Origin of the sequence: Cohnella sp. AR92 (assembly GCF_003990975.1) — a bacterium.
In the GTDB taxonomy this organism is placed as follows: domain Bacteria; phylum Bacillota; class Bacilli; order Paenibacillales; family Paenibacillaceae; genus Cohnella.
Genome location: NZ_RZJR01000007.1, coordinates 1 through 24,808, shown reverse-complemented (window position 1 = coordinate 24,808; position 24,808 = coordinate 1). Strand labels below are relative to the sequence as shown.

Below are 24,808 nucleotides of genomic sequence, written 5' to 3'. Positions count from 1 at the left end.
GAAAAACGGGAATTCGCGCCAAGGAAAGGAGGATCGAATTTGACATTGAGAATTATTATCAATTAAACTATCGCCATGACCTATCGACAGGAGGAACGGCAATGGAGATTGCGACGGGGAGCGGGCTAGCCCTGCAATACGTTCATACGAGAGAGCTTGCGCTCCCGCCTGACGAAGAGCATCGGGAACCGGCAGAGCCGCTGCATCGCTTCGTCATGAGCCCGCAGCAGAGCATGCGCATCCGCTTCGAGCGAGATCGAGCTTCGGATACAACGGCGAATGCGGGGGAGCTTGTCTATATTCCGGCCGGCGAGTCCTTCGTCATGAAGCTGTCCGGAGGGATGGAGCCGAAGACGGCGCTGCTCTCGTTCCGCGCGAACGGAGACGGAGAGCTGCCGCTGCCGGCGTCGGCTCGTCCGATCGTATTCCGCATGCCTCAGATCCGTCACTGGCTGGCGGAGCTCCTCTGCATAGACGAGGGGAGCGAGGCGGCGGATTATTACCGGGCGCAGGCTCACCTGTATGCGATCGTCTCGACCTGCCTTCGTGCGTCGAAGCCCGAGAGCAAGCAGGAGCTCGGTCTCGCGGAGTTCGTCCTTCATGCCCGCCGTCGGATGCAAGAGCAGTTCGATCTCTCGCTAGAGATCGAAGCCTTGGCGAAGAGCTCCGGTTCAAGCCGATTCTATCGCGTGTTCCGCGAGCACACGGGACTGAGCCCGCACCAATTCCTGACGGCGACGAGGCTGAGGGCTTCGCTGAAGCTGCTTGCCGATCCCGGCGTTACGGTAACCGAGGCGGCTCATTCCGTCGGGTACTCCGATGAATTCTACTTCAGCCGGTTGTTTAAGAAGAGGTCGGGGATGGCTCCTACGGAGTACGCGGTCAAAGCTCGCGCTCGGGTAGCGGCACTCTGCGGCGTTTTCTCCGGGGATCTCGAAGCCTTGGGAATGACGCCTTGCATCTCGCTGAAGAGAGGGTGGGACCTGGACGCCAAGAGAAGAGAGAGCTACCTGAGAGAGATACGCCTCGCGAACCCGGACTACATTCTCGCGGGCCCCCTCTCGGAATCGCTCGAGGCCGAATTGTCGTCGATCGCTCCCGTCCATACGTATAACTGGCATCAATATTCCTGGAAAAAACGGTTTGCCCAGTTCGGCGAGCTGCTCGGTCTCCCGGGTATCGCGGAGAGATGGCTGGCCGACTTCGAGAGCAAGAGCGCGAACGCCCGCCGTCTTATCCGGATGAACTTCAACGATGTTCCATTGCTGATCGTCGGCGTGAGAGAGGGCAACTTCCGGATCTACGGCTCCCAGGTTCGGAAGCTGGCGGATCTGCTCTATGACGAGCTCGGGCTGCAGGCGCCGCCGATCGCCGCCGATATCGGCTTCATGGATGCCGCGTCCCTTCGGGAGGCCGCCTCGCTGGACAACGAGCATGTTCTCTTCCTCGTCGAATACCCGGCGTCCGAGCGGTACTGCCGCCAGATCGAGGAGGAATGGAGAAGGCTCAAGGCGGACGGCAAGCCGAAGATTTGCCTCTTCATCCGCTTGGACGAGCCGTTCAACTATAACGCGGCCATGCACGAAGCGTTGGTCGACCAGATCGTGTACCGCCTTCACGCGATTCGCGAACCCGTATAGAAAAGTCCATGAGGGGACCGGAAAATCCATTCCGGTTTCTTTTTTTTGCCGCTAGAATGAGAAAGAACTTTTGTGAATGATAATCATTATCACAGGAAAGATGATGGCATGAAATTAAGGTACTTAGTAACGCTGCTTGTCGTCCTGTCGTTCATCTCCCTGTTCGTGGGAGTATCGGACATTCGCCCGTGGGACTTGTTCTCGCTTACGCAAGATCAAGCGGATATCATGCGGATCAGCCGGATCCCCCGGCTCGCCAGCATCCTGATCGCTGGAGCCGGAATGAGCGTCATCGGCCTCATCATGCAGCAGCTGACGAGGAACAAGTTCGTCTCGCCGACGACGGCGGGAACGACGGATTCGGCCAGCCTGGGCGTGCTCGCGGCCATGATCGTTATTCCCGGTGCGGCTCCTATCGTCAAGATTGTCGTTGCGTTCGTTTTTGCGATGGCCGGCACGCTGCTGATGATGCGAATCATGGAGAAGCTGCGCTATCGGGACCCGGTGCTCGTCGCGCTCGTCGGACTGATGTTCGGCAGCATCGTCGGGTCGGCAACGACGTTCCTGGCTCTCAAATACAACCTTATCCAGAGCGTATCCAGCTGGATGAGCGGAAGCTTCTCCACCATCCTGAAGGGACGGTACGAGATGCTGTACGTGAGCGTTCCGATGATTGTTCTGGCTTACCTGTTCGCCAGACGCTTCACGATCGCGGGGATGGGAGAATCGTTCGCGGTCAATCTGGGCCTCCGCTATCGGCAGGTCATGAGGATCGGAATCGTCATCGTCGCTCTCGTGTCCTCCGTCATTCTGCTGACCGTCGGCTCGCTGCCTTTTCTGGGACTCATCATTCCGAACCTGGTGTCCTTGTACAAAGGAGACAATCTGCGCAGCAGTCTGCCTCACACCGCGGCGCTCGGAGCGATCTTCGTGCTCGCCTGCGACATCCTGGGAAGAGTCGCGATCTATCCGTTCGAGATTCCGATCGGGCTTGTGGTCGGCGTGCTGGGAAGCGGCATATTCCTCTTCCTGCTGTTAAGGAGGCGAGCCGCGCATGACTGACAAGCGCAAGCTGATTGTTCTGGGGGTCGCGACGATTGTCCTTATCGCCGTGTTCATGTCCATCGAGGCGAGCGGAATCTGGGATTACGTTCTCCCGAGAAGGGCGAAGAAGATCGCGGCGATCGTTCTTACGGGCGCCGCCATCTCCGTCTCGACAGTCGTCTTCCAGACGCTGACGAACAACAAGATCCTGACGCCGAGCCTGATCGGGCTGGACTCTCTCTACTTGCTGCTGCATACGGCGATCGTGTTCTTCTTCGGATCGACCGCGCTGACCGCGATGAACAAGAACGTTCAATTCGGCATCTCGACCGTCGTCATGGTGGGATTCTCCGGGATTCTGTACAAGCTGCTGTTTCGGAGAAAAGGCAACGGGACGATCTATTTCCTGCTGCTCGTCGGGATCATCTCCGGCTCGTTCTTCTCCAGCATCTCGCAGTTCATGCAGATGCTGCTCGACCCGAACGAGTTCCTCGTCGTGCAGGATAAGATGTTCGCCAGTTTCAACAACGTGAACGTTGATATTCTTATCCTTGCCGCTTTGCTGGTCTTGGCGTCGATCGCTTTCTTCTATCGCGATCTGAAGCTCCTCGACGTACTGGCGCTCGGCAGGGAGCATGCGGTTAACCTGGGCGTGTCCTATGACCGGGTATCGAAGAGGCTGCTCGTGTTCGTGGCGCTGATGGTGTCCGTCTCGACGGCGCTCGTCGGGCCGATTACGTTCCTCGGCTTCCTCGTCGCGAACGTGGCTTATCGGCTGATGGGCACGTTCAAGCATTCCGTCGTGCTGCCGGCAGCGTCCCTCCTCAGCTTCGCGGCCTTGATCGGCGGGCAACTGCTCGTCGAGCGGGCGTTCACGTTCTCGACGTCGCTCAGCGTCATCCTGAACTTCCTTGGAGGAATCCTCTTCCTATACTTGCTGCTAAAGGAGAATCGATCGTGATCGAAGTGCGTCAACTATCCAAGCGTTACATCGGGAACCACGGCATTCACGACGTCTCGCTCAAGCTCGAACAAGGAGCGATCACCTCGTTCATCGGGCCGAATGGAGCCGGGAAAAGCACGCTTCTGTCCGTGATCAGCAGGCTGCTGCCGATGGATCAAGGGTCCGTGCATATCGGAGGCCTGGATGTCAGCCGATCCGACAGCCGCGAACTGGCGAAGGCCGTCTCGATTCTGAAGCAGTCGAACGAGCTTAACGTGAAGCTAACCGTCGGGGAGCTCGTCGAATTCGGACGTTTCCCCCACTCGGCGGGGAGGCTGAACGCGGACGACCGGGCTCGCGTGGACGAAGCGATTCGGTACATGGGGCTGGAAGATCTGCGCGGGAAATACCTCGACAACCTGAGCGGCGGGCAGAGACAGCGGGCCTTTATCGCGATGGTGCTCGCCCAGGATACCGAGTACATTCTGCTCGACGAGCCGCTCAACAATCTCGACCTGAAGCATTCGGTGCAGATGATGAAGGTGCTCCGGCGGCTGACGGACGAGCTCGGCAAGACGATCGTTCTCGTTCTGCACGACATCAACTTCGCCGCCGCGTATTCCGACTCGATCGTCGCGCTCAAGGACGGGCGGGTCGTCCATCATGGCTCCGCGGACGAAATCATCGTTCCCGACGTGCTGAGGGGAATCTACGACATCGACATTCCGGTTCATGTCGTGGACGGCCGCAAGGTATGCGTGTACTTCCGATAGGTATCGACGTCATTGATCAACCGGCGGTTCTGCCGCCGGTTCGACATAAAAGCAAAGCCCCTATGCAATCTATAAAAATCAGAGGAGTGGTCTATCATGTTCAAGAATTTCGGTAAAATCGGTACTTTCGCCGCAGTGGCGGCGTTATCGCTGACGGTGTTGTCGGCGTGCGGCAACAATAACAAGGAGGGAGCGGCAAGTCCATCCGCTTCGTCGTCTCCGTCTGCCTCTGCGGCAGCGTCCCCGTCGGCATCTCCGGCTTCATCGGCAGCGGCGGCTCCCGCCGAAGTAACGATCACGCATGCCCTTGGCACCGCTACGGTGAAGACGAATCCGGAGAAGGTTGTCGTCTTCGACTTCGGCGCCCTGGATTCGCTCGACAAGCTCGGCGTCGAAGTCACGGCGCTGCCGAAGGCTTCCGTTCCGGAATACTTGTCGAAATACAAAGACGATAAATACCAGGATGCCGGAACCCTGTTCGAGCCTGATTTCGAGAAGCTGGCCGCTCTGAAGCCGGACGTGATCTTCATCGGAGGACGCACGGCGGAGGCCTACGAGGAGCTGAGCAAGATCGCTCCTACCATTCAAGTGTCGCTTGATTATGCGAAATACGCCGATTCCTTTAAGGCGAACGAGGAATGGTATGCGCAGATCTTCGCGAAGCAATCGGCGCTTGACGCGTCGCTCTCCGAGATCGCGGCGGCGCAAGCCGATCTGAAGGCGAAGGCCGCGAACGCGGGCAAGGCGCTGGTCGTTCTGACGACCGGCGGCAAGATCAGCGCATACGGTCCCGGCTCGCGCTTCGGGGTTATCCATGAAAGCTTTGGCTTCTTGCCGGCAGACGACAAGATCGAGGTGTCCACGCACGGACAGAGCGTGACAAGCGAATATATCGCCGAGACGAACCCGGACATCCTGTTCGTCGTCGATCGCGATCTCGTTGCGGGAGGCGAAGGCGGCAAGTCGGCCAAGGAAGTGATCGAGAACGATCTCGTGAAGAAGACGAACGCCTACAAGAACGGTAAGATCGTTTACCTGGATCCGCAATACTGGTACCTGGCGAACGGCGGTCTGACGGCCGAGCTCGAGATGACGAAGGAAGCGGCCCAAGCCGTTCAATAAACAATAGAGGGGATTCGGATCTATGTTCGTTATGATGAGAACCATAACGGTCGAGAAGGGCAACGCCGACAAGGTCGTCGAGCGCTTCAGCGGGCCGGGAAAGATGGATGGAAGAGAGGGACTCGTCGATGTCAGCGTCATGGTCAACAAGCGCGCGAAGGAGCATGACGAGGTCGTCGTCCTGATCCGCTGGGAGTCCGAAGAAGCGTGGAAGGCTTGGGAGAAGAGCCCCGAGCATATCCAGGGTCATCGCGACAGCAAGGGCAAGACTCCTCCGGAATACGTCATCGGCACGACGGTGAACCTGTACGACGTGAAGGCGGTCAAGAAAGGGCAAGAGCAAGCAAGGAATTAATGCTTAGCACAAGGGGCTGTCCCAAAAGTCAATTTGACTTAGGGACGGCCCCTTGACTTAAGGACGGTCAGAGACTCCCCTAATGGTCCCGCCCTCCGCAAGTTGCCGCAGTATTTGGGTACTAGGAACCCAAATGGTCCCGCCCTCCGCAAGTTGCCGCAGTATTTGGGTACTAGGAACCCAAATGGTCCCGCTCATCCGCAAGTTGCCGCAGTATTTGGGTACTGGGAACCCAAATGGTCCCGCCCTCCGCAAGTTGCCGCAGTATTTGGGTACTAGGAACCCAAATGGTCCCGCCCTCCGCAAGTTGCCGCAGTATTTGGGTACTGGGAACCCAAATGTGCTGCCCACGGAACGCGGAACACCCTTATTTCTCTAGAGGATTCTCGCATATGCCGATAAACAGCAACGCGCCATTAGGTGCAGTAATTCCGTAGATAAACGGACGATTCAATACCATCTCCGCTCTGTCTTTCGACAAAGGTGCTGCCCCCCCTGCATATAAAATCTCGGTGAAGGCCGAGGCCTCCACGCCGTTCTCATCGATGCCGATATGAGTTTCTTGACGAACTCCGGTTAAAGATGCCCTTTTATCGGTAATGCCCGAGAAGTCGGCATTCTGTTCAAAGGCAGAGGTTAGGCCTAAACGGATCAGCGCGTCCTTGAGATCAAGCTTCGTTCCAAAACGGAACTTCGGAATCTGCCATACCACTTCGCCATGGCCGTCTTGGCCTCCTTCAAAAGCAGCCTTCGCTTTCTCCGGTGATGACAATAGCTCCTGGGGAGAAACCCCCTCATCGGGAAGAATAAACACCATACGACTGTCATTTTTTAAGCTAAGTGCGGAACGGGTAAAACCCTCGCCTTTGGCAAAGTCTGCGGAGGCGTATTTAGCATTCATAAAATTAGAATGTTCGGTAGAGCCGTCCGACAAATAGAAGGCATCTTCGGTTGTCTCGGCCTCCTTAAATTTATTCACCCACTCATCGTAGAAATAAACGGTATTGAGGATGCTGAGAATCTGATCCTGCGTGATCTCAATCTCAGGCTTGAGTATCCCGTCTGTATGCTCCGATACCCATTTTGCCATCTCTTCCCCTGTCTTCTTGTCTGAGAAATCCATGCTGAACGAGGAAGTATAGAAATTTGCGGCAGCATTTTTTATGAATTTATTTTTCCAGCTTACCTTTTTATTCATCCACAAGGAGTTTGCTATTTTTAATTTTGCGATAGCGTTATCCGTATATAGCTGACGATAAAGGTTCCCGCTTTGCTTAGAAAGCGTGGAAGGATCGGATACGCCCAACAGCGAAAGCAGCTCATCTGCCGTTTCTCCTTCGGCGCCGGAAGCAGCCATTGCCAATGCGTAATAGAGGGACAGCGGCGAGTAGTTTGTATTGCCGCTTTGGCCTGCAACAATTTGCGATGCCGTTTTATAAGAAAATTCATCCAATGCCTTGAGAAAGGCATCGTCTACGGGATTGACGTCGATCGCTGCCTGTTTAGCGCCAAAGTCGTCATACGCGTATGCCTTTGGTAAAACCACATCTAAGAGAGCCCCCTCGGAGGGGCTTCCGCCGCGAGGTAGGATAGAAACCATTACGATCGCCAAAGCGACACAAGCGGCAAGCGCAGTCCACTTTTTCCAGGGCCGAACGGTTGGTTTCAGCTTTGTTTTTCTCGCTTCCTCAACAAGCTCGTCGGGGATGTTGGTTAAGGCATCAAATAGCTTTTTTTCTTTCATAGCGTAACTCCCTCCTTTTCAAGGGCTGATCTGAGCTTATGGCGCAGCCGATAAATACGTCCGGCCAGTTTGTTCGGCGTAGTAGCGCATTCCGCGGCCAGGCTGTTCAAGCTGTCGCCGAACCAATAGCGTCGCAGGAACAGAACCCGGTCGTCTTGAGGCAGGGAATTCAGCCACCTGCTAATCGTCTCCGACAATGCCCTTGCTTCCGTCTCCTCTTCCGTACTCAGGGGAGAGGGTATACAGTCGGACAGCTCTGAGATCAACGCATCCGCGCCGCAGCCGCGTTTTCTTGCATGGTTCGCATGCCAGCGGTTAATGGAAAGATTACGCGCGATTCGTCCCAAATAGGCGGCAAGACTATTCGGTTTCTGCGGCGGCATGGAGTCCCATGCTTTGCCGTATGTATCATTCACGCATTCCTCGCTATCCCCGTCATTGGATAAAATGTTGAACGAGATCCGTTTAAGCATTCGGCCGTATTTCGTACTGCTCTCCCTTATGGCGGCTTCGTTTCTACTCCAATACATGTCGATAATTCGAGTATCTTCCACGCATGCCCTCCTTCGCTCGTTACTAAAAGCTAGTTAATTATAAAGACAGGATTTCCCATGGAATATTCGCTAAAAATTATTTAAAAAAGCTGTCTGTATAATGCTAGAGATTCAGCATTTAGATTGCAATAGCAATTTAACCAGTAATTGACATTGGTTATTTTTCTTTATATGCTTGATATATCTATTAGATATATTTGAGGTGAACGAATGGCAAGGAGTAACAACACGTTGTACGCGATATTGGGCATCATTGCTCACGGACCGCGGTCGGGATACGACATCAGGAAACAATTCAATGCTTCGCTTCGCTTTTTCTGGAGCGAAAGCTATGGCCAGATTTATCCGATGTTAAAGCAAATCGAGCGGGAAGGGTATGCCGAACCTGTGGAATCCAATGATTCGCGCAGAAAGAAGCTGTATCGAATCACGCCGGAAGGGCAAACCGTATTTCGGCAATGGCTTTCCGAACCGGTCAACCCGATTAACTACAGAGACGAGCTGCTGTTAAAAATATTCGTTGCGGGTCCGCAAGACGCCAAGGCTATTCTAGCGCTGTTAGCGAGTGAACGAGAAGAGCTGGAGAAGAACGTTGCCGTTCTAAAAGAGCAAGAATCGCAAGCGCTCCAGCAATACCATAATCGCGTTCCTCCGACATGGATGCTTACGCTGAGGTACGGAATCCATTCCATGGAGGCACGACTGCGTTGGTGCGAGGAAGCGATACACGATCTTAGGGGAAAGGGAGAGGTTTGAGATGCCAGCTAACTTCTGCGAGGCGAACGGAGCAAAGCTCCATGCTTCTATTAAGGGACAGGGCGATAGCGTACTCCTGGTTCACGGGGGGTATTCCAATATGTCGGTGTGGGATGAACATGTAGATGAGATTGCGAGTCAATTCAAAGCGATTCGTTATGATCAGAGGGGTTATGGGCAAAGCTCGGGGCCTTCCGGCCCGTTCTCTTATTATGAGGACATAAAGAGTATTCTCGATTATTACCAGGTTAACAATACGCATATTGTCGCATCTTCATTCGGGGGAAGCGCGGCGATTGATTTCACCTTGAGATATCCTGAGTATGTGAACAAGCTGATTCTCGTCGGGCCGTCAATCAACGGAGTAAACTATCCTTTTCGAATGAAGTGGGAAGGGATATTGGATTACTTAAGGGTTAATCGAGCCGGAATGGAGAAAGCAGCCGATGTTTTCCTTCAAAAAAATTTTTGGAGCTATATGGTTCCGCAAGAGGAGGAGCGCAAACGTCGCTTTAAGGAGATCTATACGTCTAACGCCGTATTTTATAACAGCAAACAATCGTGGCAGAGGCCGTTGACGCCTCACGCCATTCATAGACTCGAGGAAATTCGTAAACCGCTGCTCATTATCGAGCCGGAGAATGACCATCCGTTCAACAAGAAAGTATGCGAGATCATCCATAGCAGAGTGAAAGACTCCGAGAAAATCGTGATGAACAATTCGGGGCATTACCCTCACTTGGAACATCCATCCGAGTTTACTTCGATATTGTTAGAATACTTGAATAGAGAGCCCTGATCTTCGCCCTATCTATGATACGGAGAACCGTATCAGCGCCGTTTGTGCCGCCATGCGGCGAGGCGATAGAACATCCGTCCGGTTAACCGCCAGCGCCTTGATATTTGTTGGCACTGTACATCCAGAATCGGTAGCTGATCCAATAACACACGGGACCGACCGCTGGAACCGCCCACATCGCCCACTGGGGGATTAGCAGAGCCTCTTTGGACAGCAGGAACGCAGCCGGATAGAAATTAATAAAGGCCAGCGGAACGCCGACAGTCAAGAGCAGTTGAACGAACGAGCCAAATATGGGCAGCGGGTAGGAGATAAAGTCCTTTAGACGGAAAAACAACGAAAACAAGAAACCCGTCCTCACCCAAATAAAGGACATCGCTCCGATCGCCGTAAGTAAGCCTGCCTGAATCAAGGCGCCGCCGATTAACGCTAATATCAAATAAACGTAGTCGAGCCAGGTCCATTGCAGACCCAACTTGATCATAGCCCATATCAGGACCGACCCCGAAATAGCAATATGGGCGATGTACGCCAGATTGAATCCTCTGCTGACGAAATAAAAATAGGGATTTACAGGTTTGATCAGGATGGTTTCGAATGTTCCCTGTTTGACTTGACCTTCCAGTTCCCTCATCTGTACAAAAGAAAAGGATGCGCCAATCGCATAAGAAAATAGCCCGATACTGTATAGAAAGGCTATTTCGGGCCATGTCCATCCAGCGAGGTTATGGAATTGTTCGATAAATAGCCAGATGACAATATAATCTCCGGCATAGGAGATGATTTGCGCAAAGGCTGACAGAATGAAGTCGGCCCGATACGCCATTCTTTCTTTCATCAACAAACGAACGAGCTTGCCGAATAACTGTATCGTCATGAACATCCGCCTTTCGGATTAACCGCCTTGTATGACCAATCGGCGAACAGCTCTCGCCCATAGCCATTGAACAAGAACCAACAAGGCTGCGATCCATCCCATGCCTAATGCCAGCGTTTGCCACATTTGAGTTCCCGTCATTTTGCCGAGATAGATTGTCGCCGGCACATAGCCCATGTATTGGAACGGAAGCGCTTTGGCCAAGGACGCCCAATAGTGCGGGAAAAACCAGATCGGCAGAAATGATCCGGAGAATACGGTAATAAGTCCGTTCAGCGTCCAACTGAGAGCAAAATGATTCATAAACCAAAATGCCAGTAACGAAATGAAATAACCTAGAAGAAAGGAAACGATGAGCGCGATGATCAGCGCCCCTAAAAAGGCGATAAAATTAGCAGCAGATGATGGGGGAAGAATGCCGAAAAATAGCCAGGCAATCAGAAAGGACGGAGCGACCGTAAATGTCAATTGATAGATAGAATTCCCGAGCCCGTCGAAGAGCAAATATAAGGGATAAGAGAGCGGTCTAACAAGCTCGGAAGCAATGCCTCCCGATTTTAGGCTATCGTCGACTTTACTGCTCACCCCATTTAGCAGAAGGGCGGAGAGCAGCGTGTTGATAACGCTGTAGGTTATCATTTGCTCAACCGTGACGCCATCTACGTTTCCGCTGCCGATGACGGCTTTCCATATTTCCACCTGGATGAGAATCGTAACGAAATTGCCCAGCAAACGAAGCCAAACCTCGGCACGATAAGCTAATTGATTCGTAAAAGCTTTAACTGAGAACATGAAGTAGGTTATCACAACTGAGCACCTCATCCGATATCGCGGTTACGCATGTCATCCAGGGCTAATTGTTGATAATATCGCCGGATTAGGGATTCGATATCCTCGCTTTCAATCGAAGCATCTTCAACGGGATACTGCGACGCTATTCTACTTACAAGTTCAAAAACGGTGGATTCGCCGCGTGCGAATAGGTACGTTTTCCTTAAGCCCTCTTCTTGGAGCAGCGTTAGGCCCGGGAACTCAATCGTTCCAGGCTCCTCGCGGAAATCAATGACAACGCGGCGCTCGTCCCCGAGCCTGTCGCGGAGCTTCAGCACAGAACCATCGTAAACGAGGGTTCCTTTATTCACGACGATCATTCTGGGGCAAATTTCCTCCAAATCCTTCATGTCGTGCGTGGTTAATAGGATGGTGACTTTTTTGTCCCGGTTTACGGTCCGCAAAAATTGACGAATTTGGTCTTTGGCCATAACATCCAGTCCGATCGTAGGCTCATCAAGGAACAACAGCTTGGGGTCATGCAGCAGCGCCATTGCAATCTCGACCCGCATTCTTTGACCCAAGCTCAGCTGTCTTACGGGTTTATGGATGAAATCTCGAAGGGAGAGCAGCTCCATACAAAACTTAAGATTATTTTGATAGGTTGGCGCGGAGATTTTGTATATGTACTTGTGCAGCTCGAAAGAGTCCATAACCGGCAGGTCCCACCACAATTGACTCCGTTGCCCGAAGACTACTCCTATGTGCTGAGCATTCATTTTCCGCGCCTCATGGGGTACTGAGCCAAGAATATGCATTTCTCCAGCGGTGGGGACGAGAATGCCGGTCATCATCTTAATCATGGTCGATTTCCCTGCGCCATTAGGGCCGAGGTAACCTACTGCTTCGCCTTCCCGAATGGAGAAGGATATGTCGCGTACGGCGGTCTCTTCCGTATACTGACGAGTGAGCAAGCTCCTAACCGAACCGATAAGCCCCGGAAACCTGCGATACTGGCGATAAGTCTTCGTGATACCGTTCACAGAAATGATGTCCACACGACCACCCCACCCTGGAATATACATTGAATAATTTAGCATTAATGCAATTAACTGTCCACGTTAGAAAGAAGAATGACGTTATTTCACTAAAGGCCTAAACTTAGGTTATATTTGGATGAATTACTTGTGAGGGGAGAGGAAGATGTTGGACATACAGGCAATTGTATTGGACTTGGACGGAACATTGCTCGGAAGTGACAAATCTATTTCACCTAGAAATTATGAGACTGTAAAAAGATGTTACGATTCTGGAATTCATATTATTGTTGCAACGGCGCGACCGCCTAGAGCGGCTAATCAATTCGTAGAGAATTTTCCTTTTGTGGACTACTTTGTTTATTACAATGGTGCTCTATTGACCTGCAAGTCTAAGCAAATTAAGCGGCACATTAGTATTCCAAATGAGATTAGCCGGCAGATTAACAATTTTATCGAGGTTCATGCACCTCAATCGATAATTAACTACGAGGTCAATGACTCATGTTATACGTGTACGCCAATTCCTGACTTGCAACTTAGTCATTTCGGCATCCGTTCAAATGATCCTAAACCCCTGGTTGTTGATAAGGATTTTATTAGTTCGCTATCCCCAACCAAAATATTGGTTCATGGTTACAGCACATGGATGGATGTTATCGAGCAATTCGGCGATCATGTGAACGTAATCGCAACGGATGGAGGAGTATTGGTTCAAATCATGCAAAAATCAGCTTCCAAAGAAGAAGCTGTACAATGGGTGCTTGACGATATCGGGGTGAAGCCAGAAAATGTGATGGTGTTCGGGGATGACTTTAACGATTTAGGACTATTTCATACGTGCGGATTTCCGATCGCAATGGGGAACGCGATAATTGAACTAAAAAATTGCGCAGCCCACGTAACCGATTCAAATGATAACGATGGTGTTGCTGTTGCAATTGAGAGATTTGTGGTGTAATCATTTGTCATCTGTATTAAAACGCGGAGAACCGCCTCACAACCCCCTCCCAATCCTACTCGAACTCGATAAGTCCATCCGGGAGACTCTCTTCGGCGTTCTCCAGCAGCTTCCGCATCATGGCCGCGGCCAACTGCGCTTTCGGGACCTTCGGCAGTAGGCGGCCAACCCGTTCCGGCAAATATTCGGGGCAGCCGGAGGTGCAGACCACGAGCAGGTCGAGCGACGGATTCCGCGCCAGCAGCCGCAAAGCGAGAAATTCGTTAAAGACGACGATCGGCGAGTCTTTATGCCGCTCCGCGAATGCTTGCAGAAGCTCTTCGTCCCCATCGGCCAACTTGATTCTCTCCGAGTCCAGTCCGCTTGCCATGCCGATCATCCGCACCGTCGCTTGATTGTGATAGCTCTCGTGGATAACCGCGTAAGGGCTTGTCCCGCCGATGCGTTCCCGAACGGTTCGGAACAGTTGATCGTAGTCGGGAGTCAGCTTGCGGAAAAGAGTGTCTTCGATCGATCCGTCGACCAGAAGGAGCGGGGAGCCGTACGGGAACTTCTCGGACACTTGGTAGAAGGAGCTCTCGTGAGCATCGATCAGGAAGACGCCGTCCAGCTTCCGCTCGGCGATAATGGCGAAGTCGGGCCGATTCGGGTCGATGCGCGACACCATCAGATGATAGCTGGAAGAGCGGCAGGCTTGCTCCAGTTCGTCGATGAACCTGCCGTAGCTCATGTATTTGGAGATGAGGTCGGCTTCCTCCCCGACAAGCAGGACGCCGAGCAGGTTCGAACGTCCCGAGGATAGGGAGCGCGCCGCCAGATTCTGAACGTAGTTCAGCTTGGCCGCCGCCTCGAACACGCGCTGCTTGGTCTCGTCGGGGATCGTCTGGTTCGTTACCTTATTTAGCACGTAGCTGGCAGTCGCGATGGAGACGCCGGCTTCCGCGGCAACATCCTTCAGCGTTGTTTTCCTCAAGGGGGGGCCTCCTTCCGAGTCATTCCGTTACCTGTATGCTAACACAATCGAGCCTCCGGCGGGAATCCATGGCTTGCCGAATCAGGATTGACAAGAAAGAAGAAGCTTCCTATACTGAAATCACTTAAACGATTAAGTTAAGTGGAAAAGGTTCACTTCTAAGCGCTTGGAGAGGAGCTGGAGGGATGGAAGCACCGCTTCATGGGGAGCAAATGGAGTCAGTACGGGCTCGCGGCGGGAAGGCGGATTCGGCCGAGGATCGTCCGGTCTGGCGCAATAGGCCATTCTTGTGGCTGTTGTCCGGGTTTACGTCATCGATCTTCGGAGACAGCTTCAACGGCATCGCCCTCAGCTTGTGGGTGCTGCAGACGACGGGGAGCGCCCAACGCATGGCATCGGTGCAGATCTGCACGATGGCGGTCGCCTTCCTGTTCGCTTCGTTCGCCGGTACGCTGGCGGACCGCATGGACCGGAGGAAGCTGATGCTGCTGTCGGATTGGGCCCGTTGCGTTATCGCGATTCTGTTAGGGTTGAGCTTGTTCGTCATGGATGCGCCTTTTCCCGTGATGCTCGTCCTGGTGTCGCTTTCGACGTTCGCGGGACTCGTTCAGGGACCGTCCTTCCAAGCGGCTACGACGCAGATCGTCGGTCCCGGCCGAATCCAGCAAGCATCCAGCACGATCTATCTGTTCGACAACGCGGCGAGGATCTCGGGGCTGGCTCTGGCGGGAGTCGTTGTCTCGGCTTTCGGGGGATTGGCGGCGATTCTAGTAACGTCCGCTGCCTATTTGCTCTCCTCCGTCTGTACGCTGTCGGCCGGAAGGTTTCCGTCGCCGATGCTCTCTACGGCGGGGAAGGAGAAGCGATCCTTCCTTCAGGATTGGCGGAGCGGGATCTCGCACATTCGCGGCCATTCTCTGATTCGGTCCATCGTGCTGCTTAGCCCTCTGTTGACAGTGTTCTTCCTGACCGCGATCATGCTGGTTCAGGTCATTGCCGTGGGCGAGTGGAAGGCGGGACCGGTCGAGTTCGGATTGATCGAGATGTGCATTCCGCTCGGCTATATGACAGGGGCGAGCCTGATTATTACCTTCGGACATCGTTTCGGCAGGCGGGGGCATCTCGTCTTCTTCGGCCTCCTCCTTCTCGGGCCGATCTACTGGTTGATCTCCGGACTCGGTTCGCCACGTCTAGCGATTCCTTTCGTCCTGCTGGGAGGGCTGCTCTTCTCCTTCTGCTCGATGATTACCCAGGTCATCCTCAAGCTCGAGGTGAAGGATGAATGGCAAGGGAGAGTCTACGGAACGATGGGGGCGATCTCGAGCGTCGCTCCTTCGCTCGGCCTCGCGGCCGCGTCGATGCTGGCGGACCGATGGGGAGCGGCGACCGTCCTTGCGGCGATGAGCATGGGGCTGCTGGTCTTGGCCATTGCGGCGGCGATCGTCCTAAAGCCGATACGGAATTATCGTTGATCCGGCGAATGAGCGAAGAAGGCAGTTAGACTGCGCACATCGGCGGGTCGAGGCACACAGCGGCGGAAGAAGGTAACCAGACTACGCACATGAGCGAGAGCCGGCGGCGAATGAAGCAGGAAGGTAGTTACACTACGCACATCGGCGGGACGAGGCACCCAGTGACGGCAGCATGCACCCTTGAGACAAAAACAGCGGCGAAGGGAACATTCCCTTCGCCGCTGTTTGTTAGGCTTGCTTCAGTACCAGGAACCCGTAACCCGGCAAGGCGAACTTCAAGGCTCCCTTGGCCGAAGGAACCGGCTTGCCGGAATACGCATTCACCCACGAGCCGTCCGCTTCCACCTTGAGCTTCGCCTGACGCTTGCCCGCGTTCATCGCGACGATCAGGCGATCCCCATCAGCCGAGCGGCGCTCGTAGACGAGAAGCTTGCCGCCTTCCTCCGCCTGCAGGAAACGGAGATCGACGCCGCGCAGGGAGGCGTGCCGGGAGCGAAGCGCGAGCGTGCTCCGGTAGAAGTCCAGCATCTCGGCGTTCTGCTTGTCCTCGTCCCATTCCATGCACTTGCGGCAGCCGGGGTCGCCCTCGCCCGTCATGCCGATCTCGTCGCCGTAGTAGACGCAAGGAACGCCCGGATAGGTGAGCTGGAACAAGGCGGCCAGTCTCATCCGCTGCTCGTCTTCCTTGCAAAGCGTGAGCAGGCGAGGCGTGTCGTGGCTGCCGAGCAGATTGAACGCCGTTTCGTTCACCTGCTGCGGATAAGAAGCGAGTTGCTTGCCGATGCGGTTGGCGAAGCCGGCGGCATCGATCTTGCCCTTGGCGAAGAAGTCGAGCACGGCGTTCGTGAACGGATAGTTCATGACGGCGTCGAACTGATCGCCCTGCAGCCACGGCATGGAATCATGCCAGATCTCGCCGAGAATGTAGGCGTCCGGGTTGACGGCCTTGACCGTCTTGCGGAATTCCCGCCAGAATTCATGATCGACCTCGTTCGCCACGTCCAGCCGCCAGCCGTCGATGCCGATCTCCTCCACCCAATAACGCGCCACGTCGAGAAGATATTTTCTGGCATCCGGATTCTCGGTATTCAGCTTGGGCATGATCGGCTCGAACGCGAACGTCTCGTATGTCGGAATGCCGTCCTCGATCCGCAGCGGGAAGTCCCGCACATGGAACCAGCTCGCGTACGGAGACTCCGCCCCCTTCTCGAGAACGTCCACGAACGGAGGGAAGGTGCGTCCGGCATGGTTGAACACCGCGTCCAGCAGCACCCGGATGCCGCGCCGATGGCAGGCGTCCACCAATTCCTTCAGCTTCTCGTTCGTGCCGAAGTGAGGGTCCACCTTCAGGTAGTCTTGGGTGTCGTACTTATGGTTGGTCGTCGCTTCGAACAGCGGAGTAAAGTAGATCGCGTTCACGCCGAGCCGCTCGATATAGTCGAGATGGTCGAGCACTCCCTGCAGGTCGCCGCCGAAGAAGTTCTTCGGGGTCGGCTCGCCGCCCCAAGGCTCCGCGTTCTCCGGGCTGATCGAAGGATCTCCGTTCGCGAACCGCTCGGGGAAAATCTGATAGAATACCGCGTCCTTGACCCAAGCCGGAGGAGCGAACACGTCGATCGGGTTGATAAAAGGGAACTCGAACATGTTCTCGGAGTCGACCGGGGCTTTGGAACGGAACTCCTTCTCCGTCAGGTAGAGATCCTCGCTGCCCTGGCGGAAATGGAAAGCATAGCGCAAGCGGCGGTACGGAGGCTGGACGGCGGCTTCCCAATAGTCGAAGCTCTCGTCCGATGCGAAACGGCTCATGGGAACGCTGGCTTTGGTCTCCTTCCAGGCATACTTGTCGCCGACGATGGCGTTGACCGATTCGACGTCGTCTCGCTTCGTGCGGATTCTTAAGTGGACGGTGCGACCGTCGTAGGCGTAGGACCAGTTCTGCTTCGGACGGTGGTAGATCGCTTCTTTTAACATGTTCTTCGCTCCTCTGCTTGAATTCGAATATAGGACTAGGGCTGGCGGCGAACAAGAATCAAAGCGGAAGCAAAGCAAAAAAAGGCACAATCCTCCCGCCTTCATCTTGCGCGCCGAGGTTGTACCTTGTCGGTAGCATTGCCTTTGAATTGTCAACGATTGCATAACCCATTATAAGCGATCCCGCAGGAGGCGCCAAGTACGGCATTATCGGATTTTTATCCGCTTTTTTGCCATGGTTCGCGCGAATCGGCGACGATTAGCCAAGACAAGTCGAAAGCCGATATGGTTTAATAAGGAAGAAGGCTTGAATCAATCCCGAACGGGACCAATACGCAGACGACGGAGGATTCGAGACGATGGGCGCGACGAACAAGGCGACGAACAAGGCGATGAACGATAAGACAGGGAATGCAACGATGGATGCGGCGGAAAATGGGACTAAGAATGCGATGAATCATGCGACGAAGAACGTGACGATGAGCATGACGAACAACGTGACGAATAGCGAGACAAACAACAGGACGAAAAGCGTGACGATGAGCGTAACGAACGACGTGACGAAGAACAAAACGAACAACGTGGCGAAATACGCGGCGGGCAACAAGCCCGTGCGCATTTCTATCTTGCTGGCCTTGGCTGCCAGCTTGCTCATTCTGCCTGCCTGCGGCGGCGGCAACAAGGCCGCGGAAGCGACCCCGTCCGCGGAGAGCAGCGAATCCGCTTCGGCCAGCGCAAGCGCGTCCGAGAACCCGACGGCCGCTTTCCTGGCTCCGCTAACCGGCTTGCCCTCGGAGCAGACCGTGACGAAGCGCCCTTTGACCGTGATGATCAATAACTTCGCGGCGGCGCGTCCGCAATCGGGGCTCTCTCAAGCGGATACGGTGTGGGAGGTTCTCGCGGAGGGCGGGATTACCCGGCTCGTGGCCGTGTTCCAGAGCAAGGAATTCACGGACCCGATCGGCCCGATTCGCAGCATCCGTCCTTATCTGATCGATATCGGAGAGAGCTACGGCGGCGTCCTCGTGCACGCGGGGGCCAGCAACGACGCGCTTGCCATCCTTCAGCATTCCGGCAAAGCCGATCTCGACGAGATCAACAACGCGGGCGCTTATTTCTACCGGGAAAAGTCCCGCAAAGCGCCGCACAATCTCTATTCGACGCTGGAGAAGCTTCGCGAAGGAGCCGCCAAGCACAAGTACAAAGAGACGGTCGACGTGCCGCAGCTGACGTTCAGCACCCAGCCGGACGTCGCCGCCGCCGCTCCGGCATCGCAGATCGAAGTGAAGTTCCAGCTCTCGGATTACAAGGTGTCCTATCAGTTCGATCCCGGCACGGGACTGTACGCCCGTTCGATCAACGGGCAGCCGCACGTCGACCTGAACAACGGCCAGCAGCTGACGGCCGCCAACCTGGTCGTGCTGTCGACCAAGCATCGGGCGTATGACGACTACGGCCGATTGGACATCGACCTGAACAGCGGGGGCAAGGCCGTCCTGTTCCAGCAAGGGTACGTGATCGACTGCAGCTGGGAGAGAACGAAAGGCGACATCATCCGGCTGACGAAGGACGGGAAGGAGCTCCCGTTCGTACCTGGAGTGACGTATTACCACATCGTTCCGAACTCGGACTCGATGGAGAAGCATTTGACGTATCGATAAGCGCTTGATGGCGAAGAACGCCCCTAACTTGTGTTGGGGGCGTTCTTCGGCGTTATGGCTGGCGTTTGGAGTCGCGGTTCCGCACGTATTTGATTCTGCGCTCTCTGTAGCTTTTCTCGTCCGGCGTTCCGAACCCGTAGCCGTCGCTAATCAGCTGGTCGGTCGGGACATGCGGCGTCAGGGCGATTCGGCGGTTTCCGTTCTCGTTGGCTGTGACGATGAAGAAATAGTTCACGCCATTGAGATGGTATTTGTCCTCTCGATGCACCTGATAATACACGGCAACATACGAGATTTGCGGGTCGGGCAAGGAATCGATAAAGCTGGGTAAGAATTGGCTTCCGTACTCATACGGAATCGGCCTGGACGAGACGAGAGCGGCTTGCTTAATGTTGAAAAGCCCTGCTTTCCGTTGTGCATTCCGCTTGCCGTTGAAGAAGGGAGCCAGCATTTCGCGTTGGCTTTTAATCCATAAGGCGGGAATCCCGTTCCAATCCTTCGCGTTGATCGATTCTATGTATTGGCGAACGATAGGCTCGTTCGGATCGCCGGTAGCGAACGCGGGGTTCGTTGCCGGCGCGGGAAGCGATAGGATGAGCAGGAACAGGAACGGGAACAGGTACGGGAGTTTGGTCAATGGGGCATCTCCTCCGCAGGGATTCGGGATTAGCATGCCCATGATTGGAGAGCTACGTTCGCTTCCGATAATCGGTTGGCGTCATGCCGAACCACTTCTTGAACGACTTGGAAAAGTAGAGAGGATCCTCATAGCCGACCGATCGAGCGACTTCCTCGACGGAGAGCGGCTCCAACAGGAGCAGCTTGGCCCGATCCATGCGAAGCTGCTGCAGGTAGCGCACCGGCGACACGCCGATCTCCTGGTGGAACAGCTTCGTCAGATAGGTTCGGTGATAGCCGAGCTCCTGTGCCATCCGGGCGATCGAGACGGGAGAAGACGCTTCGGCTTGGAGCCAGCGGGCGGCCCGGTCGGCCTCCGCGGCGGCGATGCTTTTCTTGCTGGCGGTAACGGGAGGACCGGCTGGGCGGTTGGCCTTCGCCCAAGCGGAGAAGGCGAGTTTAAGATGGGCCTCCGCTTCCCAATCGGCGGTCCATTCCTTCTTGCGGAACGTCCGCTCGATCTCGTGCATCGCCTTCAGCGCGGTGTCCGAGCCGCCGCGAAGGATCGGGTTGTCCGCGTCGATCCCGGCCGCGGCGAGCCAGCGTTCCGCTTCGCTTCCGCGGATGGCGACCCAGCGGTAGCGCCACGGATTGTCGGCGGAAGCCTGATAGGAATGCATCTCCTCCGGCAGAATGACGAAGCTGTCTCCCGCCCCCAAGTCGTAATGGCGGTCGCGGCAGCGGTACCAGCCGGTCCCTTCGATAACCGTGTGGATCAAGATGTAATCCAGCCGTTGGGGACCCATTCGGTGCTCCGGCAGCGTCTGCGAATGCCCGGCGAACAGGATGGTGAGCGGCCCCGGCTTGGGGGATGGATGGACGGCGGTGATCGTGACCGGCCTTCTGCGCATGAAGGAACCTCCTCGAATAGAAACGACAAAAGTACATATACAGCATTTTTTCGTCCATATGGTTGGAAGCGCTATATCTTTATTATAAAACGCAGAGAGTCTTTATTCTACCTACTGATCGGGAGGTCGCTGCACATGTCCAAAATAACGTTTCTCGGAGCGGGAAGCACGATTTTCGCCAAAAATGTACTAGGAGACGTCATGCTGACGCCGTCGCTTCAGGAGTTCGAGCTGGCGCTGTTCGATATCGATCCGGCGCGGTTGAAGGAGTCCGAAGCGATCCTGAACAACATTCGCCGAACGGCCGGCAGCAAGTGCCGCGTCGTTGCCTATTCGGACCGCAAGGAAGCGCTGCGCGGGGCCAAGTATGTCGTGAACGCCATCCAGGTCGGAGGCTACGAGCCTTCCACGGTCATCGACTTCGAAGTGCCTAAGAAGTACGGCCTTCGCCAGACGATCGCGGATACGATCGGCATCGGGGGGATTTTCCGCAATCTGCGCACGATCCCGGTTATGCTCGACTTCGCCCGCGACATTCGCGAGGTGTGCCCGGACGCGTGGTTCCTCAACTACACGAATCCGATGGCGGTGCTGACGAACGTGATGAACACCTACGGCGGAGTGAAGACGGTCGGTCTGTGCCACAGCGTGCAGGTGTGCGTCTCTCATCTGTTTAAGGACCTGGGGATCGATGACACCGGGGTTCAATCGAAAATCGCGGGCATCAACCATATGGCGTGGCTGCTCGAGGTGACGAAGGACGGCGTGGATCTGTATCCGGAGATCAAACGCCGCGCGGCGGAGAGGCAGAAGGAGAAGCACGGGGATATGGTCCGTTACGAGCTCATGAACCGATTCGGCTACTATGTAACCGAGTCGTCCGAGCACAACGCGGAGTACCACCCGTACTTCATCAAGCGGCAGTATCCGGAGCTGATCGAGCGCTTCAACATCCCGCTGGATGAGTATCCGCGCCGCTGCGTGAACCAGATCGCGGGCTGGGCGAAGATGCGGGACGACATGCTGAGCGACGTGGAGCTCAGTCACGAGCGTTCTCATGAGTATGCATCGTATATTTTCGACGCGATGGAGACGAACACGCCGTTCAAGATCGGCGGCAACGTCATGAACACGGGCGGGCTTATTGCTAATTTGCCGCGCGAGGCTTGCGTCGAGGTGCCGTGCCTCGTGGACTCGTCCGGCGTGACCCCGACGTACGTGGGCGACCTGCCGCCGCAGCTGGCCGCGTTGAACCGGACCAACATCAACACGCAGCTGCTCACGATCGAAGCGGCGATCACCGGCAAGAAGGAGCACATCTACCACGCCGCGATGCTCGACCCGCACACGTCCGCGGAGCTGTCGCTCGACGACATCGTCTCCCTGTGCGACGACTTGATCGAGGCTCACGGGGACTGGCTTCCGAGGTATAAGTGAAAGTAAGAGGGCTAATGCCAAGCTAAAGATAATTCACCAAGGTATTCATTCTAATAAACGGAGTAAAAGGTGAGGAGCTATTGCCAAGCCTCCTATAATCCGATAAGGTATTCTCATAAACGGACCTGAAGCACAGGCCGCTCATTCCGGAGGGAACTCCGTGGTGAGCGGCTTTTTGTTTGGGTTTGGGGTGAATTCCGAACAGGAGGATTAATCGTATGGGAACGGAAACGCGAAGGGGACAGGAGAAGCGGGTTGTGGAGCAGCGGGTAGATAGCACGCAGATCAAGTTTGATGCGGCGTTCCAGCGGGAATATGCTCAGATGATGGCCGATGCGATCAAGAGAAGCCGCGGGGAGAGGAAGCGCCGGCTTCAGGAAGAGCATTCTCACGCCGAGAAGCTTCTTGCTTATATCTGGTGGCAGGCCGTCGGCAATCTGAAGAACCTGCATCCCGAGTTCGAGATTGTGGATTTGCGAGGGACTCCCCGGTATCCCGACTATGCGTTTCTTCCTTCGCCTGGCTTTCGCCTGGTTCTGGAAGTCGATGGCTTCGGTCCGCATTGGCGCGATATCAGCCGCTGGCGCTTCGACGACAACGACGAACGCCAGAATCTGCTGCTCATTGACGAGTGGAAGCTGCTTCGCTTCTCGTATGACGGATTAAACGAGAAGACGGCCCGCTGCAAACAGACGATTCTGATGGCGCTTGCGAGGTGGGGACGGCCAATCGACGGGGAGCAGGTTAAGCTAAATGTTTATGAGCGGGCGGTCATGCATTATAGCCGCTCCATAGGAGGAGAGAAATTCACAACCAGTCAAATTGCTAGAGCTCTTGATGTCACACGAAAGACGATTGCCCCTCATCTTAACTCCTTAGTAGAAAAGAGCTTATTAACCGCGATAATTTCCAAGAAGGGTTTACGAACCGGATACAAGGAGCGCAGAACGAGTACCTATTGTTGAAACAATTGCGTAATTCTGCGTTTGGTGAAGACTGTTGAGTAACCACGACCCAACTAGAGCGACCATGGGCGCGAGGAGGAACTTACGCGAGTAGAAATTACTCAGGTGGGTGCGTGCGAGGACGCATGGTGGGTGCAGGTGAGTAACCACGACCCAACTGGAGCGACCATTGGCGCAAGGAGGAACTTACGCGAGTAGAAATTACTCAGGTGGGTGCGTGCGAGGACGCATGGTGGGTGCAGGTGAGTAACCACGACCCAACTAGAGCGACCATAGGCGCGAGGAGGAACTTAGGTGAGTAGAATTTACTCAGGTGGGTGCGTGCGAGGACGCATGGTGGGTGCAGRTGAGTAACCAGACCCAACTAGAGCGACCATAGGCGCGAGGAGGAACTTAGGTGAGTAGAATTTACTCAGGTGGGTGCGTGCGCGGACGCATGGTGGGTGCAGGTGAGTAACCACGACTCAACTAGAGCGACCATAGGCGCGAGGAGGAACTTACGCGAGTAGAAATTACTCAGGTGGGTGCGTGCGAGGACGCATGGTGGGTGCAGGTGAGTAACCACGACTCAACTAGAGCGACCATAGGCGCGAGGAGGAACTTACGCGAGTAGAATTTACTCAGGTGGGTGCGTGCGAGGACGCATGGTGGGTGCAGGTGAGTAACCACGACTCAACTAGAGCGACCATGGGCGCGAGGAGGAACTTACGCGAGTAGAAATTACTCAGGTGGGTGCGTGCGAGGACGCATGGTGAGTGCAGGTGAGTAACCACGACTCAACTAGAGCGACCATGGCGCGAGGAGGAACTTAGACGAGTAGAAATTACTCAGGTGGGTGCGTGCACAGACACATGGTGGGTGCAGGTGAGTAACTACGACTCAACTAGAGCGACCATAGGCGCAAGGAGGAACTTACGCGAGTAGAAATTACTCAGGTGGGTGCGTGCGAGGACGCATGGTGGGTGCAGGTGAGTAACTACGACTCAACTAGAGCGACCATAGGCGCAAGGAGGAACTTACGCGAGTAGAAATTACTCAGGTGGGTGCGTGCGAGGACGCATGGTGGGTGCAGGTGAGTAACCACGACCCAACTAGAGCGACCATGGGCGCGAGGAGGAACTTACGCGAGTAGAAATTAATCAGGTGGGTGCGTGCGAGGACGCATGGTGGGTGCAGGTGAGTAACCACGACCCAACTRGAGCGACCATGGGCGCGAGGAGGAACTTACGCGAGTAGAAATTACTCAGGGGGGTGCGTGCGAGGACGCATGGTGAGTGCAGGTGAGTAACAACGACTCAACTAGAGCGACAATGGCGCGAGGAGGAACTTAGACGAGTAGAAAATACACAGGAGGGTGCGTGCACAGACACATAGTTGGTGCAGGTGAGTAAATACGAGTCAAATAGAGCGACCATAGGAGCAAG

22 protein-coding genes are annotated in these 24,808 nt (G+C 55.0%); 13 read left to right on the top strand and 9 right to left on the bottom strand.

Translation table 11 applies throughout. The features are described from left to right. Nucleotides 1–101 precede the first annotated feature (101 nt). The 6 genes from ELR57_RS12545 (at nt 102) to ELR57_RS12520 (ending at nt 5,877) form a co-directional block, all read left to right on the top strand. Complete coding sequence (locus ELR57_RS12545) at nt 102–1,640, top strand: helix-turn-helix domain-containing protein (RefSeq protein ID WP_158630015.1); 1,539 nt, start codon at nt 102–104, stop codon at nt 1,638–1,640. A 108-nt stretch (nt 1,641–1,748) separates the two neighbouring features. Beyond that, the gene (locus ELR57_RS12540) at nt 1,749–2,702 is read left to right on the top strand and encodes an ABC transporter permease (RefSeq protein WP_126959427.1); all 954 of its coding nucleotides are present in this window, start codon (nt 1,749–1,751) and stop codon (nt 2,700–2,702) included. After that, entirely contained in the window at nt 2,695–3,645 is a 951-nt protein-coding gene (locus ELR57_RS12535; RefSeq protein ID WP_126959426.1) for an iron chelate uptake ABC transporter family permease subunit, read from the top strand. Before ELR57_RS12540 ends, ELR57_RS12535 begins: the two co-directional genes overlap by 8 nt. Next, on the top strand, nt 3,642–4,400 hold the full coding sequence (locus ELR57_RS12530; protein WP_126959425.1) for an iron ABC transporter ATP-binding protein: 759 nt from the start codon (nt 3,642–3,644) through the stop codon (nt 4,398–4,400). The genes ELR57_RS12535 and ELR57_RS12530 overlap by 4 nt, the downstream gene beginning before the upstream one ends. Before the next feature lie 96 nt (nt 4,401–4,496). Continuing rightward, nucleotides 4,497–5,522 (top strand): siderophore ABC transporter substrate-binding protein, encoded by a 1,026-nt coding sequence (locus tag ELR57_RS12525; protein ID WP_126959424.1) that lies wholly within the window; start codon nt 4,497–4,499, stop codon nt 5,520–5,522. 22 nt (nt 5,523–5,544) lie between these two features. Beyond that, nucleotides 5,545–5,877, top strand: coding sequence for an antibiotic biosynthesis monooxygenase (locus ELR57_RS12520; RefSeq protein WP_126959423.1), 333 nt, complete (start codon nt 5,545–5,547; stop codon nt 5,875–5,877). A 367-nt stretch (nt 5,878–6,244) separates the two neighbouring features. Here the strand turns inward: ELR57_RS12520 and ELR57_RS12515 are convergent, their stop codons facing one another. Together ELR57_RS12515 and ELR57_RS12510 are read right to left on the bottom strand one after the other, a co-directional pair. Next, nucleotides 6,245–7,621 carry a serpin family protein gene (locus ELR57_RS12515; RefSeq protein WP_126959422.1) on the bottom strand — a complete coding sequence of 459 codons (1,377 nt, stop codon included), beginning with the start codon at nt 7,619–7,621 and terminating at the stop codon, nt 6,245–6,247. After that, entirely contained in the window at nt 7,618–8,175 is a 558-nt protein-coding gene (locus ELR57_RS12510; RefSeq protein WP_126959421.1) for an RNA polymerase sigma factor, read from the bottom strand. Before ELR57_RS12510 ends, ELR57_RS12515 begins: the two co-directional genes overlap by 4 nt. A 231-nt stretch (nt 8,176–8,406) precedes the next feature. Here ELR57_RS12510 and ELR57_RS12505 point away from each other — a divergent pair, with 231 nt between their 5' ends. Together ELR57_RS12505 and ELR57_RS12500 are read left to right on the top strand one after the other, a co-directional pair. After that, entirely contained in the window at nt 8,407–8,931 is a 525-nt protein-coding gene (locus tag ELR57_RS12505; RefSeq protein WP_158630014.1) for a PadR family transcriptional regulator, read from the top strand. A gap of 1 nt (nt 8,932) precedes the next feature. Continuing rightward, nucleotides 8,933–9,730, top strand: a complete 798-nt coding sequence (locus ELR57_RS12500) for an alpha/beta fold hydrolase (protein ID WP_126959419.1) — start codon at nt 8,933–8,935, stop codon at nt 9,728–9,730. Between the two features lie 82 nt (nt 9,731–9,812). On the opposite strand, the gene ELR57_RS12495 is transcribed toward ELR57_RS12500, so the two are convergent. Genes ELR57_RS12495 through ELR57_RS12485 form a run of 3 tightly spaced genes read right to left on the bottom strand, consistent with a single transcriptional unit; the run spans nt 9,813 to nt 12,436 of the window. Further along, nucleotides 9,813–10,607, bottom strand: coding sequence for an ABC transporter permease (locus tag ELR57_RS12495; RefSeq protein ID WP_158630013.1), 795 nt, complete (start codon nt 10,605–10,607; stop codon nt 9,813–9,815). Between the two features lie 18 nt (nt 10,608–10,625). Next, entirely contained in the window at nt 10,626–11,414 is a 789-nt protein-coding gene (locus ELR57_RS12490) for an ABC transporter permease (protein ID WP_158630012.1), read from the bottom strand. 11 nt (nt 11,415–11,425) lie between these two features. Further along, nucleotides 11,426–12,436 carry an ABC transporter ATP-binding protein gene (locus ELR57_RS12485; RefSeq protein ID WP_238162509.1) on the bottom strand — a complete coding sequence of 337 codons (1,011 nt, stop codon included), beginning with the start codon at nt 12,434–12,436 and terminating at the stop codon, nt 11,426–11,428. 145 nt (nt 12,437–12,581) lie between these two features. On the opposite strand from ELR57_RS12485, the gene ELR57_RS12480 reads away from it, so the two are divergent. Beyond that, nucleotides 12,582–13,376: a Cof-type HAD-IIB family hydrolase gene (locus ELR57_RS12480; protein ID WP_126959415.1), complete on the top strand. Its 795-nt coding sequence runs from the start codon at nt 12,582–12,584 to the stop codon at nt 13,374–13,376. A gap of 55 nt (nt 13,377–13,431) precedes the next feature. On the opposite strand, the gene ELR57_RS12475 is transcribed toward ELR57_RS12480, so the two are convergent. Continuing rightward, nucleotides 13,432–14,349, bottom strand: coding sequence for a LacI family DNA-binding transcriptional regulator (locus ELR57_RS12475; protein WP_126959414.1), 918 nt, complete (start codon nt 14,347–14,349; stop codon nt 13,432–13,434). A gap of 185 nt (nt 14,350–14,534) precedes the next feature. Here ELR57_RS12475 and ELR57_RS12470 point away from each other — a divergent pair, with 185 nt between their 5' ends. After that, complete coding sequence (locus ELR57_RS12470; RefSeq protein WP_238162508.1) at nt 14,535–15,821, top strand: MFS transporter; 1,287 nt, start codon at nt 14,535–14,537, stop codon at nt 15,819–15,821. Nucleotides 15,822–16,049: 228 nt separating this feature from the next. Here the strand turns inward: ELR57_RS12470 and ELR57_RS12465 are convergent, their stop codons facing one another. After that, the gene (locus tag ELR57_RS12465) at nt 16,050–17,792 is read right to left on the bottom strand and encodes an alpha-glycosidase (protein WP_126959413.1); all 1,743 of its coding nucleotides are present in this window, start codon (nt 17,790–17,792) and stop codon (nt 16,050–16,052) included. A gap of 359 nt (nt 17,793–18,151) precedes the next feature. On the opposite strand from ELR57_RS12465, the gene ELR57_RS12460 reads away from it, so the two are divergent. Beyond that, a complete protein-coding gene (locus ELR57_RS12460) occupies nt 18,152–19,453 on the top strand; it encodes a DUF3048 domain-containing protein (RefSeq protein WP_370452260.1) in 1,302 nt (433 codons plus the stop codon). A gap of 52 nt (nt 19,454–19,505) precedes the next feature. On the opposite strand, the gene ELR57_RS12455 is transcribed toward ELR57_RS12460, so the two are convergent. Next, a complete protein-coding gene (locus ELR57_RS12455) occupies nt 19,506–20,090 on the bottom strand; it encodes a hypothetical protein (RefSeq protein ID WP_126959412.1) in 585 nt (194 codons plus the stop codon). A 52-nt stretch (nt 20,091–20,142) separates the two neighbouring features. After that, nucleotides 20,143–20,982: an AraC family transcriptional regulator gene (locus ELR57_RS12450; protein ID WP_126959411.1), complete on the bottom strand. Its 840-nt coding sequence runs from the start codon at nt 20,980–20,982 to the stop codon at nt 20,143–20,145. Between the two features lie 135 nt (nt 20,983–21,117). Here ELR57_RS12450 and melA point away from each other — a divergent pair, with 135 nt between their 5' ends. Both melA and ELR57_RS12440 read left to right on the top strand, forming a co-directional pair. Continuing rightward, entirely contained in the window at nt 21,118–22,419 is a 1,302-nt protein-coding gene (gene melA / locus ELR57_RS12445; RefSeq protein WP_126959410.1) for an alpha-glucosidase/alpha-galactosidase, read from the top strand. Between the two features lie 218 nt (nt 22,420–22,637). Further along, on the top strand, nt 22,638–23,384 hold the full coding sequence (locus ELR57_RS12440) for an HTH domain-containing protein (protein WP_126959409.1): 747 nt from the start codon (nt 22,638–22,640) through the stop codon (nt 23,382–23,384). Nucleotides 23,385–24,808 lie beyond the last annotated feature (1,424 nt).